Raw genomic sequence first — 14,016 nt, 5'->3', positions numbered from 1 at the left:
TCTTCGCCTACGTCACCCCTCCCCTGACCACCGTGCGTCAGCCCTTCGACGCTGCGGCAGGAGAGGGCATCAGGCTGCTCGTGCACGCCATCGAACAGCCGGAGAAGGACCTGCCACCGGCGAGCGAACCACCGCTCGAACTCGTCGTTCGCGGCTCGACCGCACCCCCGCCGCCCCACCAGGGCCAGGCACTTCCCCCTACCTGAACACCTGCCCCGTCGCACCACACCCCCTCACCCGGACATCGTCCGCACCGTCGTGCCCGCCGACGTCACCCACTCGACTCCGCCGTTCCACGCCCGGATCGCTCCGGCGTGCGGCGGGCACCGAAACACCCCCCGTCCCTTCCCCCTGGGAGCCGCAATGTCCCCTGCGCAGACAGGCGCCAGACCCGGCGCCGCTCCGCGTTCCCGCCCCTTCTTCCTCCTGACGCTGATGTCCGCCCTGCTCGCCGCGGTGGCGACGCTGGTTCTGCCGGCCGCCGGCCGGGCGGACGCCCTGGCCCGTTCGTCGCAGACGATGTACACACCGCCGTCGGGCGCGCCCTCCCCCGGGTCGTTCTACCCGCGGGCGATGCGTCTGCAGCACAACGGCTCCGCCAACGGCACCATCCTCGCCACCTTCGAGCAGTACACCACCGGCACTCCGGTCCTCCCGATCTACCGCAGCACCGACAACGGCAACTCCTGGACGAAGATCTCGGAGGTCGCCGACACGCAGAACGGCTGGGGCATGCGCTGGGAGCCCGAGCTCTTCGAACTGCCCACGGCGGTGGGCGAGTTCCCGGCCGGCACCATCCTGGCCGCCGGAGCCTCCGTCCCTGCCGACCGCTCCGCCATCAAGATCGATGTCTATGCCAGCACGGACCGCGGACAGAGCTGGACGTTCGTCAGCAACATCGCCACCGGCGGCGCGGCGTTCGACACGAACGGCAACACCCCCGTATGGGAGCCGTTCTTCCTCTACGCCAACGGCAAACTGATCGTCTACTACTCCGACCAGCGCGACCCCGCCCACGGCCAGAAGCTCGTGCACCAGGTCACCACGGACGTCCGTAACTGGGGCCCGGTCGTGGACGACGTGGCGGAGCCCACCTACAGCCAGCGCCCGGGTATGGCCACCATCGCGAAGCTGCCCAACGGCAACTACGTCATGACGTACGAGTACGGCGGTTCCCCCGCGGGCAACTTCGCCGTCTACTACAAGATCTCCTCCGACCCGGAGGCGTTCAACTCCGTCACGGGCATTCCCCTGCGGTCGACGGACGGCGTGGTCCCCACCAGCACCCCGTTCATCACGTGGCTGCCCACAGGCGGTCCGAACGGCACGCTTGCCGTCAGCGCCCTGAGCACCGGTGATCTGTTCCTCAACACCCAGAACGGCGCCGCGAACACCTGGACGCGCATCGCCTCCACCGTCGCTCCCGGCTACAGCCGGGGCCTGCTCCCGCTGCCCGACGGCCACAGCCTCCTGGTGCTCAGCGGCGGCCGCGGAGGCAGCATCAATCCCGTCACCTACGGCACCATCGACCTGGGCGGCGGCATCTCCGACGGTGCGACCTACACGGTGTCGAACGCCAACAGCAGCCTGATGCTGAGCATCGCGGGCGGCTCCACCGCCAACGGCACCTTCGCCACCCAGCAGAACGCCGACAACGCCACCGACCAGCAGTGGCGCTTCGTGCAGCAGTCCTCCGGTTTCTTCAAGGTCTTCAACGTCGCCACGGGCAAGGTCCTCGGCGTGCAGAGCCAGTCCACCGCCGACGGCGCCAAGATCCTTCAGTGGGACGACAACGGCACCCTCGACCACGAGTGGGCCGTCGCCCCGAACCCGGCCGGCGGCTTCACGCTGACCAACCGCGTCACCGGCAAGTACCTCGAGATCCCCAACGCCTCCACCGTCACCGGCGTCACCGCCGACCAGTGGAGCGACACCGGCTGCGCCTGCCAGCGCTGGAACCTCACCCAGACCGCCCTGCCCCCGCTGGGCACCGGACAGTACGTCCTGGTCAACAAGAACAGCGGGAAGTACCTCGACATCCCCAACGCGTCGACCGCCACCGGCACGGCCGTCGGACAGTGGCAGAACTCCGCCTGCTTCTGCCAGCTGTTCAGCTTCCAGTCCGCAGGCAACGGTGCCTGGACCATCAAGAACGTCAACAGCAACCTCAACCTGGACATCCGCAGCAGTTCCACCACCGCGGGAGCCGCCCTCGTCCAGAACACGCCTGCCGCCGTCGACTCGCAGAAATGGACCCTCACCGACGCCGGCAGCGGCTTCTATCGGCTGCAAAACGTGAACAGCACCCTCTTCGCCGGCGTGGCCCAGTCCTCCACCGCCGACGGCGCAGCCGTCGTCCAGTGGAACAGCCTCACCGTCGACGACCAACTCTGGAAGATCGTCCGCATCAACTGAGTGGCTGCAACTCTGCGAGGAGAGCGGGCGTGTACCTACACCCGCTCTCCGGGCCTGGGTGTGGTGCTCGCTCTGGGCGATCTTCGTGTCGTAGTAGGTGCGGGAGGCAGGGTCGGCCAGCGCGGCGAACGTCGAGAGGAAATGGCTCGCTTGAGCCGCTTGTTTCCTCTCCGCGAAGGCTGTTCGCCGCGGCTGGAGGATCCGGAGCTACCCGGTTGCCGGGGCGAGGCCGGCGTAGGCGGCCAGGCGGACGGGAACGCGGTGCCGTCAGCGACGTCGATGAGGATGCGGGCGCCGATCCTGATGCCGAAGTCGGGCATGGACATCAGGACCTTGGAAAGTGGGTGGGCCTCCAGCAGTTCCTCGATCCGGGGACCCTTGTCGTGGGGATCGCGGCCGGCCTCGGTGCACAGGACGTCCACGAGAAGGTCGGCGATGAGGTCCCCGTCGGGGTAGAGCCGATCGGCGGCGGGATCCAGCAACGCGAAGCGAGCGATGTTCGGTGGCTTCGTACTGCCGTTGTGGATGTCGTTGAGGACGGCGCGGGCCAGTTGGTTGGCGGCGAGCAGGTGCAGGCGGCCGTCGGTGACGTACTCGGGTCCGGCAGTGACGGCGTCCAGGGGCCACTGCAGGCCCTTGTGGAAGGTCCGCTTCCGGCCGGCGGCTGAGACGCGGCGAGGCTGCCGTGTTCCATCCGCCGTAGTACTCGAATGACGTCGGCAGGCGAGGCGACTTCGTGGCCGCGCAGTTCGGGCATGCGGCGCCGGGCGGCATCGTGGCCGACGGCTTGGCGCTGGATGAGCAGTTGCTCGAAGCCGACGGTCAGTGCGTTGCCCAGGCGCAGGACGAGCATCAGGACGATGATGCCGCGCATGCCGGGCAGGGTGATGTGCCACATTCGCCGCCAGCGGCCGGCTCCGTCGACGGCCGCGGCTTCGTACAGGTTCTGGTCGATGCCGGCGAGTGCGGCGAGGAAGTCGATGATGCCCCAGCCGGCGTCCTTCCAGACCACTTGCGAGGTGACCAGGAACGCGAAGGTGTGCGGGTCGGTCATGACGTTCCAGGTGTCGGTGTGGTGCTCGCGCAGGAACTGGTTGAGCAGTCCGGCGCCGCCGATCATCTGCTGGAACAGGGGCCTGCCAGAACAGCCGGTCGCCGAGGAGCTGTCGGAAGTTGTCCAGGCCGACCCATTCGCTGTGCAGGACGCCGTCCAGCGGTCGTAGAACTGGAACGCGGTGACGGTCCCCACCATGGGCGGGTAGTTGTGGAGCACCAGCAGACCGGTGGAGCAGCGTCTTGTCCCGGCGCAGTCTCATCCGCCAGGTCAGCTTGTTGTCGGCGGACTGCCCGGCGGGTCGTCGACGGCCGAGCCGTGCGCGAGGCCCGGTCCTGTCGGCATGCTGCTTTCCCTTGCTTCCCGGCGCAAGCGTCGAGGCCGTGATTCCTCCCTACTGGTCGGTGCCGAGTTCATCCAGGACCTCGGACTGGTACCAGGCGACCACCGTCGCCGTCGTTGCGCTTCCAGGTGACCGCGTCCTGGAAGGCGGAGACGGGCTTGAGACCGTGCGCGACGTCCTTGACGGTGTCTTCCACCGCCTGGCCGGCGTCGGCGGTGGCGAAGCCTTCGGCACGGTGATGTTCATGTTGAGGAAGACCGGTTTGTAGATGTGCTGGACGGCTTCGGCGTTCCAGGCGCCAGGTACGGCGTCAGGTCGCCGAGGTGGGTACCCGCCAGCTTCCCCGGATCACGGAGTGCAGTTGGGGTCCTGGGCGTTCAGCCAGCGCGCGAGGGCCTCCGGCCTGCTTTGGACGGCCTGCGCGGCCAGTTGGCAGCCGTAGGTGCGTCAACGCGATGATGGCCTTCATCTGGGCACGCGTCCAAGTCGAACTGCTCAAGCCGACAGCGCTGACACTCCGCGCTGGGCATGCTCACCCCGGTGGAGCACGAACTCCGCACCCCGCCTGTCGCCTGAAACCAAGCAACTTGACTCAGGATGGTGGCAGGTGCTCCCGGCGCCGATGCGGCCGCACTTGGTGCCCCCTTCATGGCCAAGACGGGTCGTGGCCAACCCAGTCCTCTGGTAAGGACGATCAACGGTCAGCCGGACCGGGTTGTCGCGGACCACGGCTCGATGACCGTACCAGCCCTTCGTGACGACTGCTCTGCCGCGCCGCGTATTAACGCGTACGTCTCGTCGGCGCCTTCACAGTTTTATGCGATGTCGCTTAGCCTCCTGCCGGTGGCGTGCAGCATCACACGCCACCGTGTGGACAACGAGAGGAGCCCAGGGCTCTGATGGTGACAGAGACCGGACGACACCGTGAGGGCTCAGGACCTGCAAGTGGCACGAGCCAGGACAGTCCGTCGGGTGCTGTCATGGTTGCGGCGGGAACTTCTGCCCTCGTCGGCCGGGACGATGCCCTCGCCGGCGTGACGTGGGCGCTGCAGTCCGGATGCTCGCTGGTGCTCATCGAGGGCGAACCCGGTATCGGCAAGTCCCGGCTGGTGCGCGAGGTACTCACGGCTGTCGCGGACCACCCGGTCCTGCTTGCCCCGTGCCCGCCCGTGCGGGAGCCGTTCCCGCTGGGTCCGGTCGTGGACGGGGTGCGGCGTCTGCGACCGACCCTGTCGGGCCTGGCGCTGAGCCCGCTCGGCGGCGCGTTGCGGCCGTTGTTTGCCGAGTGGGCCGACGAGTTGCCGCCGGCGCTGGACGCGCTGGACGACCCGAAGGAGACTCGGCACCGGCTGCTGCGCGCGATGACGGAACTGCTCGAGCGGCTCGGCGTCACGACGCTCGTGGTCGAGGATGCGCACTGGGCGGACTCGGCGACGCTGGAATGGCTGCTCACTCTGTGTGCCTCTGGTGACCTGCGCATGTCGATCGTGCTGACGTATCGACCGGACGACGTCCCTTCCGGGTCGCTTCTGCGGCGGTTGACGTCTCGCCGCCCCGCCGGCATGACACTGACCAGGGTTGAGCTGTCCCCGCTGGATGTGCGGCAGACCGGGGAACTGGTCCGGTCGATCCTCGGCGCGGACGAGGTCTCTGAGCAGTTCGCCGTGTTGCTGCACCAGCGCACCGACGGCGTCCCGCTGGCGATAGAGGAAATGGTCCGGTCGATGCGGGAGCGCGGCGACATCGTCCATCGGGATGGCGCGTGGTCCCGCCGGGCACTCGACGAGCTGCATGTGCCACCTACACTGCGGGATTCGGTGTTGGAACGCGTGGACCGGCTTCCCGCGGAGGCCCGGCGGGTGCTGGAGGCCGCCGCCGTGCTGGGCGAACCGGCCGACGTGGTGCAGCTGACCGCGGTCGCCGACGTGGCCGGCGAGGCCGGCCGGAGCGGGATCGCGCGCAGCCTTGCTGCGGGGCTGCTGCGTGATGCAGGTGATGGCCAGTTGGTGTTCCGGCACGTGCTCGACGCGGAAGCCGTGGCGGACGCGATCCCGGCGTCGGAGCGGTGGCGGCTGCACCAGCGCGCCGCGGAGCACTTGCAGCACCTCGATCCGCAGCCGGTGACCCGGCTGATGCGGCACCTTCGCGAAGCCAACGACATGAGCGGGTGGTCCGTCCGCAGCGAGCAGGCCGCGGATCTGGCCTGGGAATCGGGTGACGACCGCACAGCGGTGGCGCTGTTGCTTGACGTGTTGAGCGAGGTCGAGCACCCGGTGGAGGCTCAAGTCCGCCTGGCGTGGAAGATGGGGCGGTTCACGGCGGCCGGTGGCGCCTCGTTGGGCGGCACGGCCACAGACGTGACGAGCGCGCTGCGCTCGGTCCTGGCGCATGCCGGCCTCGCGGCGGGTGACCGCGGTGAGATCAGGCTGCTGTTGGGCCGCCTCCTGCTTCAGCTGGCGCAGTTCGACGTCGTCTACGAGGAGATCGAGGCCGCTGTGCCCGACCTGGCTGCCCGGCCCGCCCTTGCGGCGAAGGCGATGCTGTCCTTGGCGGTACCGCGGGGACCGTGGCCCGTGAGTTCCCACCTGGCCTGGCTGGAGCGCGCGAATGAACCGATGGCGCAGGTCCGGACCCGGACGGAGCGCCTGGAGCTGGCCGTCGACCGGGCGTTGATCCTGCTGATGCTCGGCGAGGAGGCTGGATGGCAGGCGGCACGGGAGATCCTTCGTGACGACGCCGAGACCGTCGCCGAGCGGCGGCAGATCGCACGCGCGCTGATCAATTTTGGTCACATGGCGATCTCCTGGGGACTGTACGAGCAGGCTGAGCACCTCCTGACACGTGCCGTCGAGGAGATCCACACCACCGGTTACCAGCGGTCGCTCGGCATGGCGTACAGCACCCGGGCCCGGCTGGACTGGTATACCGGCGCCTGGGCAGGCCTGGCGGACAGAGCCGCGGAGGTGGCGGAGTCCGCCGCGAGCCTGCGCGAGGCGCGGATCGAGGCGAGCGGGGTCCTCGCGCTGCTGGATCTGGTCGAAGGACGCCGGGGCGCGGCCGAACGACGGCTGCGCGACCTGCTCGACGAGACCGGCAGGCGCGGCATGGTGGACGCCATGGTCGTCCCGGCGGCGGCCCTGGGCCGCTCGGGCCTGCTCGACGGCTCGATCGACGAGCCGTTGGACGTCACGGCGGACCTGGTCGCGACGATCGCGCGGAAGGGACTGTGGCTGTGGGCGACCGACGTGCTTCCCGTGCGGGTCGAGGCACTGGTCGCTGCCGACGCCGATGCCGAAGTCGACGCCCTGCTCGGGCAGTTCGCGCTCTGGCTCGATGATCGCACCGCGCCGGCCCCGGCCGCGGCGTTGGCCACCTGCCGGGCCATTGCGGCCGAGGCCAGGGGCCGTGGCGACGCCGCCGAGTTGTTCGCCGACGCCGCCGCGGCGTGGGAGGCACTGCCGCGGCCGTACGACGAACTGCTCGCCCTGGAGCGTCGCGGCCGATGTCTGATCGCGACGGACCAGCAGGAGGAGGCGCTGCGGCTGCTGTCGGACACCGAGCGACGGCTGCGCGAGCTGGGCGCGAAGCGGGACGCCGACCGGGTCGCCCAGGTGCTGCGGGAGAACGGCACCGAAGTGGTGCGCACCTGGCGGCGAGGCCCGCAGGGCTACGGCGACCAACTCTCCCCCCGGGAACTGGAGGTGGCCGGCCTGGCCGCACGGGGCATGACGAACCGTCAGATCGCGGACTCGCTGTACATCAGCCATCGCACGGTCGGCCAGCATCTGTCCGGGGCGATGCGCAAACTCGGTGTCTCGTCCCGCACCGCGCTGGCGGTGGCGGCGTCCAGGGCGGGGCTGCTGCCGCCCGAGCCGGAGTGAGGGATGCCGTCCGGACGCGCCGACGGCGACCGGTGGCCCTCGCTCGAGGAGGGCACCGATCGCCGTCGGCTCAGCGTGCTGTCCTGATCGTCACCTGACCCCGAAGGCACGCTCCACGGTCTGGTCGATCGAGTGCCCGTTGGCGTCGGTCGCCTCGGTGCGCAGGCTCACGTACTGCGATGCGTCGGCGGGAACCGTGAACTTCGCCTTCCATGTGCCGTCGGCAGTAACCGGGGCGAGCTTCAGGCTGGTCCAGGTCCGGCCGTCGTCGTAGGAGATCCACGTCCGCACCTTGGTGACCTTCGTCTCGCCGGTCTGCGAGGGGCGGGCCGTGACCGTGAGCGTCTGCGGCCGGTCGGCGCGGACCTGGTTGGACAGGTCGACTCCGGCGGCGTAGACGACCTGCGGGACGGAGATGGGGACCTCGGCCGAGCCCGGCTGCGGGTTGGCCCGGAACGACGCCGTGGTGGTGATGTGAGTGGAGTACTTCCACCCGGGAGCGTCCCGTCGCGCCTCGACCACCAGCTTGTAGTCCCCCTCACCCGAGGGCACCGAGATGGCCCCGAAGTCCGACAACTGGTTGGTGTACACCTGGGTGCCGTCGCGGTACAGCGTCATCCGCTTGGCGTCGCCCTGCCAGTCCCGCATCAGGTGCAGGCCGGTGGGATCGAAGAGGCGGTCCGTCACCGCCCAGAGCGTGTTGCCCCTGGTCATCAGCACCCCGAACTTCGAGGTGTTGACGGTCTTGAAGTAGTCGACCGTGCGGTGACCCGGCTGCTGGAACCGGTGCCTGCCGTTCTCGATGTCCGAGAACCACACGGAACCGCCCGAGGCGTCGAAGGCGACCCCGGCGTTGTACGAGGTCTCGGAACTGGCGCTGAACCACTCGTCGAGTACGGCACCGCGCCGTACAGCGAGCTGGGTGCCGACCGGGATGTAGCGGACGGCGTCGGACCCCTTCCATCGCAGGATGTAGTTCGTGTAGTTCGCGGGACCGGCCGCACCGCCCCGCTCATGGATCCGGGCGCTGACGTGCGCGTGGCTGGACTCGTCGACACCGACCGTCAGCGGGCCGCGCGGGACCGTGTTGGCGAAGGGCGTGACGAGGTCGTAGACGTACGGCGTGAGCAGGGTGCCCACGAGGTCGACCTCGACGTGCTTTTCACGGTGCAGGATGCGGCGCAGGGTGTCCACGTCCTCCCCGGGCAGCGCGAACGCCGGGGCCGCCTGCGAGTCCACCGCCCCGACGAGACGGCCGGGGCCGGTGTTGCCGATCGCGACCGCTGCGGCGCCCTGGGCGGCGGCCCGCTCGACGACCGAGGACATGGCCTCCGGGTCCGGGGTGGCGAGCACGAGCCTGCCCTTGACGGACTTGCCCGCGAAGCCGTCCGCGGAGCCGTCCCCGACGTCGACCAGCCTCAGCTCGGCCTTGCCGTCGAACCGCTTGGCCGAGTCGAGCTGGGTGGGATGCAGGCGCGTACGGCCTACCCGGGCGTCGAGGATCGGAGCGGTCCGTGTCGAGTAGACGGTGATTTCCTGCGTCCCGTTCTCGGGGGCCGGGGTGGGGAACAGCCTGATGTGCTTGAAGTCCGGCGGCAGGGCGACCAGCGAGTTGAAGCCCGGGCGGGTACTGCGCCAGTAGCCCAGTGAGCCGATCTGCTGTTCGGTGGTGCGGCCGGTGCGGTAGGTGATCTCCGTGGACCTGCGCGCGTCCAGGGACATCTCGGTGCCGGTGTCCCCTATGCGGACCTCGGGCTTGACGTACATCGCGACGTCCTTGACCTGCTCGCCGCCCGCGTCGGGGGTCAGCAGGAGGGACTCGACGGCGTAGGTGCCGGGCTTGACGCGCACGGTTCCCACGCCGTTCCGGAAGACCCCCTGGTACGTCTTCGTGCTGGTCTCGTCGTGGACGAGCAGGAGGCTGTCGTCAAGGACGGGCTTGCCGTCGGTGCCGGTGCCGCGCACCGTGATGGTCCGCAGCGGCGGCTCGACGTAGAGCGAGAGGGGCACCCGCACCGACGCGGTCGAGTCGGTCGCGGTGGCGGTCACGAGTCCGGAGTACGGCGTCTCGGCGGTCAGCAGGTTCGGGTCCGCGGTGACCGTGATGGCGGCCGTCCCGCCGGCGGGCACCGTCACCTCGTTCGTGGACAGGCGCACCGCACCGTCCGGGAGCGGGGCACCCGTGGACGACGTGACCGACGCGGTGAGCGTGAAGGTGCGCGCGGTGGTGGCGTCGTTGTGGAACGCGACCTCGCGGGTCAGCGTCTTGTACGGCGCGCCGTCGACGAACGGCGCGGCACCGAGGTTGACGGCGGCGGGGACGGCGTAGGCGAGCTGGGTCTGCGCCCGTGCGACGTCGACCCGGCCGGAACCGCCCTCCTCCACCCGGTAGTCGCCCGGCTGGGCCGAGCCGACCAGCGCGGACTTGAGCTGCTGCCAGGTCCACTCGGGATGCGCCTGCTTGAGCAGCGCGGCGGCGCCGGCCACGTGCGGCGACGCCATGGAGGTGCCGTCCATCGATGTGTAGAGCTCATCGACCGGGTTGCCCAGCGAGGTGCCCTTGGCGCGGGCGGCGACGATGCCGACCCCGGGGGCGGAGATCTCCGGCTTGACGCCGTAGTCGCCGATCCGCGGGCCCGTGCTGGAGAAGCCCGCGCGGGATCCGTCCCGGTTCAGCGCCCCCACGGTGAGCGCGTCCTGGGCCGAGGCCGGGCTGCCGATGGTGTTCCAGCCGGAGTTGCCCGCCGCGACGACGAAGAGGATGCCGTGTTCGGCCGTGGCCCGGTCGACGGCGACGCTGAGCGGACCGGTCCCGTCGTCGGGGTCGGACGTACCCAGACTCATGTTGACGATGTCCGCATGCTGGGCGGCGGCCCACTCGATGCCCTCGATGATCTCCGAGAGATAGCCGTCGCCCCTGTTGTTGAGCACCTTGCCCGAGATGATGTCGGCTTCGGGCGCGACGCCCTTCGCGCCGTTTCCGGCGCCCGAGCCGCCGATCGTGGCCGCCACGTGAGTGCCGTGGCCGAGGTGGTCGACGGCGTCGGCGGTGTTGGTGAAGTTCTCCTGCAGCGAGACCCGCCCGGCCAGATCGGGGTGGGTCGCGTCGACACCGGTGTCGAGTACCGCGACCTTGACGCCCCTGCCGTCGAACCCGGCCTTCCACAGGGCGGGGGCACCGATCTGGGGTACCGACTGGGCGAGGTCGACCTTGACCTTGGCGTCCAGCCAGATCTTGCCGACGTGCAGCGCCTTGCGCTCGCCGGTGCTGTCGCTGCGCCGCCAGAAGGCCTCGGCCTCGGCCTTGGGCACGCCGACACCGCGGGAGTTGATGCTCCGCAGGTCGCTGGTGATCCGAGCCTGCGGAGCGGCCTTCGGCGCGCCGGAGCCTTCGCTGTTGTCGAGCACCAGCGGAAGCACCTTGGTGGACGCGTCGTCGTAGCCCTCCGCCACGAGCCGCTCGACGTCGAACAACTCGGGATCGACCGCGTCGTCGATCATTGCCTGCCGGGCGGCCTGCGGGATGACGTACGTTCCCGTCTCCGAGTTCTGGATGACGGCCAGACCGTGCGACGGTCCGTTCGGATGCACCTGAACGGCCGGCGGAGTGTCGCCCTTGAATGTGGTGACCGTCACGACGTCACCGGTGACGAGCGTGACATCGCGGGTCGACTTGATCGCGGCCTGCTCCCGGGCGGGAGCGGGATCCGGGGCGGCTGACGGCGAACTCACGGCGGGAGCTGCCGATATGCCCAGCATGGGCACCGACAGCAAAGGTGCCGCCAGCAGTGCCAGGAATCGGCCGCGGCATCGTGTGCCCGGCGGGGGTATGGGGTGTCTGTGCATGTCTGTCCCTACTGGGGGGGTAAGGTTAGAGGGGTTCGAAGTGGTCGCACGGATCGGGCGTTTCACCGCACTCCGGGCTGTCTCTCCCGTGCTCGGGCGGCGGGGTGACGTGCGGTGTCGGGTCGGCCTCCTCGCTGAAGTCGGATGCCCCGGCTTTCGCCTGTTCGGAAGGTGGATTGTGGCTTTCCATGACGTGAACAGACGATCGCAGCACCGCTGGGGAGGTAGCGAGCGTCCAGATGACGTATTGGTGACCGCTGGAGCCACTGCCTGGGGGTCCTCGACACGGGTTGTACGCGGCGGCCGATGGAGGCGTCGGCCGACTGCCCCGGTTCCACCGGCTTTCGGGCGCCGGTGACGGCTGAAAGTGGAACCGGCAGCGGACGCGTGGGCTCGGACGGTCGCCGCTGCGAGAGTGGCCGCATCTGGGTGGCGTCCCGCTGAGTGGGGTAGGGGCGGTGGTGATGAAGTCGCAGGCCACGGGCCGAGTTCCGCGATCACCGATCACACGTGCCCGGCGGTGTGTCAGGCAGTGGCGCCGTCGATGTCACGCCGCCGATGGCCGGCGGGGTCGCCCCACGTGCCCGCCATGGGCCGGCGTTCCGAACTGACGAGCAGTCAGACAGAGGTCGGCGCCGGGCGGGTGGCTGCACACGCGACCTCCCCCTTCGCCGTGATCGCGGCTCCACCACTCAGCGGGGCGCCATGGCACCCGACCGGCTCCGGAGTTGACGCGTTGACCGAAGTCGCCGGGGCCCGGAGCATGGAACGCGTCTCTGGCGCGCGCGGTGCCCACCCGTTGACCGGCGCAAGACGGGGGATCGAGAGCGCGCCGTCCTTCGTGAGGTCAGCCGCTCGCCCGCGCGCGCCTTCTCCATTCGTGCGCGTCTTCCGTCGGAGTCACCTCGTAGGCGGCGCGGTAGTCGCGTGAGAAGTGTGCGGCGCTCGCGTATCCGACCATGGCCGCCGCGTGCGAGGCGGAATCGTCGAGGACGAGGAGGCGGCGGCGGGCCTCGCCCAAGCGCAGCCGCTTGAGGTACTGCATGGGCGTCATACCGGTGACCTGCCGGAACCGCCTGGTCAGCGTCGCCGGGCTGGTTCCCGCCGTCTCGGCGAGCCGGTTGAGGGTCCACGGGCTGCTGAGATCGCTGCTCAGGGCTTTGGCCGCGCTCGCGACGATGTCGGCCCGCGCGGAGTCGGCGGCGGCGAGCACGCGCGGGGCCTGGTCGGTCTGCAGCAACCGCAACGTGATCTCACGTTCGAGGAGTGGGGCGAGCACCGGTTGCTCATCGGGCGCGTCGAGCAGGCGGAAGAGCCGGTCGATGGCCTCCGCGAGATGCGGCGTCATGGTCCCGAGACGTTCGGGCGGCCCGTCGGACGCCCGCCGGGGAAGTCGTGAGGCCACTTCGGCCACGACCAACGGATCGAGTCGCCATGTGGCCGAGAGGAAGTCCCCCTCCTCGCCGAGCGCGATCACGCTGCCGAACACGGGCAGGTCGACGGGCGTGATCAGGAAGCGCTCGCGACCCCACGGCGCGTCATCATCGCCGATGACGACGCGCTTGCGCCCGCTGAGTACGACAGACAAGCTCGGCGCGTACTTCGTGTACACCAGCGGGGTGGTGACCGCGGAGCGGTTCAGCAGGAGACCCAGCGGTTTCGAACGATGCGGATGCTCGACGTGACGGCGCAGGCACGCGGCGGCACGGCCGAGGCCGGCGGCGATCGATTCCTGCGCCCCTGGGGCGTTCGTACCGGAGGTCATGGCGCCATTCAACAAGACCGCTGACAGCCCAGGATCGGACCGTGAGCGGATCCGGCAAACAATCGACGAGATCCGGCAAGCCGCCCCGGCACTGCCTCGGGAAGATGGTCGGCATGACTTCGAAAGACCAACCGCTTCACTCGCTGCCCCGAGACAACCGTCTCGCCGGACGCACCGCCGTCGTGACCGGGGCTTCCAGCGGCATCGGCGAAGCGATCGCGCATGTGCTGGCATCGAGCGGGGCGCACGTGCTCGTGCACGGACGTGACGAGTCCCGGGCGGGCCGTGTCGCTGCCGCTGTCGAGACCGGCGGCGGCCGCGCCTCGGTGGAGCTCGGCGACCTGGCCGAGAGCGCCGACGCGACGCGGGACTTCGCGCGCCGTGCGACCGCGGCGCTCGGGGGCCGTGTGGACATCCTCGTCAACAATGCGGGCATCTTCCCCGTCGGTCCCACCGACAGCCTCGGAGACGAGGCGGTGGAGGCGCTCCTGGCGACCAACATCCGCGTGCCGCACGGCCTCGTCGCCGCGCTGGCGCCCGCGATGGCGGAACGCGGCTCGGGCGCGATCGTGAACATCACCTCGTGGATGGGCCGGGTCGGTACACCGTTCGTGGGCCTCTACCCGGCCACGAAGGCGGCACTCGAACAGCTCACGCGGGCATGGTCCGCCGAGTTCGGGCCACGCGGCGTGCGCGTGAACGCCGTCGCTCC

At 69.9% G+C, this 14,016-nt stretch carries 7 protein-coding genes and 3 pseudogenes; 5 read left to right on the top strand and 5 right to left on the bottom strand.

The genetic code is table 11. From position 1 onward, the window contains the following. Positions 1-206 (top strand): substrate-binding domain-containing protein (locus ABT057_RS48240; RefSeq protein WP_352351636.1); only part of this gene is annotated, 206 nt, incomplete at its 5' end. Positions 207-363: 157 nt separating this feature from the next. Further along, on the top strand, positions 364-2,415 hold the full coding sequence (locus ABT057_RS48235) for an RICIN domain-containing protein (RefSeq protein ID WP_352351634.1): 2,052 nt from the start codon (positions 364-366) through the stop codon (positions 2,413-2,415). A gap of 51 nt (positions 2,416-2,466) precedes the next feature. Here the strand turns inward: ABT057_RS48235 and ABT057_RS48230 are convergent. The 3 pseudogenes from ABT057_RS48230 to ABT057_RS49375 all read right to left on the bottom strand — a co-directional run. After that, a pseudogene (locus tag ABT057_RS48230) lies at positions 2,467-2,786 on the bottom strand (transposase); the annotation flags it as partial. Positions 2,787-2,849: 63 nt separating this feature from the next. After that, positions 2,850-3,311 (bottom strand): annotated as a pseudogene (locus ABT057_RS48225) (MmyB family transcriptional regulator); the annotation flags it as partial. Next, a pseudogene (locus ABT057_RS49375) lies at positions 3,299-3,469 on the bottom strand (ABC transporter permease subunit); the annotation flags it as partial. The pseudogenes ABT057_RS49375 and ABT057_RS48225, both read right to left, overlap by 13 nt. 383 nt (positions 3,470-3,852) lie before the next feature. Here ABT057_RS49375 and ABT057_RS48215 point away from each other — a divergent pair. Beyond that, positions 3,853-4,080: a hypothetical protein gene (locus ABT057_RS48215; RefSeq protein WP_352351632.1), complete on the top strand. Its 228-nt coding sequence runs from the start codon at positions 3,853-3,855 to the stop codon at positions 4,078-4,080. Positions 4,081-4,792: 712 nt separating this feature from the next. Beyond that, positions 4,793-7,693 carry a helix-turn-helix transcriptional regulator gene (locus ABT057_RS48210; RefSeq protein WP_352351630.1) on the top strand — a complete coding sequence of 967 codons (2,901 nt, stop codon included), beginning with the start codon at positions 4,793-4,795 and terminating at the stop codon, positions 7,691-7,693. A 90-nt stretch (positions 7,694-7,783) separates the two neighbouring features. Here ABT057_RS48210 and ABT057_RS48205 read toward each other — a convergent pair whose 3' ends face one another. Further along, entirely contained in the window at positions 7,784-11,425 is a 3,642-nt protein-coding gene (locus ABT057_RS48205) for a S8 family peptidase (protein WP_352351628.1), read from the bottom strand. Between the two features lie 961 nt (positions 11,426-12,386). Further along, the gene (locus tag ABT057_RS48200; RefSeq protein WP_352351626.1) at positions 12,387-13,304 is read right to left on the bottom strand and encodes an AraC family transcriptional regulator; all 918 of its coding nucleotides are present in this window, start codon (positions 13,302-13,304) and stop codon (positions 12,387-12,389) included. A gap of 113 nt (positions 13,305-13,417) precedes the next feature. On the opposite strand from ABT057_RS48200, the gene ABT057_RS48195 reads away from it, so the two are divergent. Then, on the top strand, positions 13,418-14,016 hold a 599-nt coding region (locus ABT057_RS48195; protein WP_352351624.1), incomplete at its 3' end, for an SDR family NAD(P)-dependent oxidoreductase.

The sequence above is a fragment of the Streptomyces sp. NPDC002588 genome, assembly GCF_040295925.1.
Taxonomy (GTDB): Bacteria; Actinomycetota; Actinomycetes; order Streptomycetales; family Streptomycetaceae; genus Streptomyces.
The sequence above is the reverse complement of the archived record's forward strand: the minus strand, read 5'-3'. Positions and strand labels throughout refer to the sequence as shown.

Excerpts from the sequence above, each read along its gene's own strand:
- ABT057_RS48235 (WP_352351634.1), top strand. The coding sequence starts at position 364 with ATGTCCCCTGCGCAGACAGGCGCCAGACCCGGCGCCGCTCCGCGTTCC.
- ABT057_RS48210 (WP_352351630.1), top strand. The coding sequence starts at position 4,793 with ATGGTTGCGGCGGGAACTTCTGCCCTCGTCGGCCGGGACGATGCCCTC.
- ABT057_RS48200 (WP_352351626.1), bottom strand. The coding sequence starts at position 13,304 with ATGACCTCCGGTACGAACGCCCCAGGGGCGCAGGAATCGATCGCCGCC.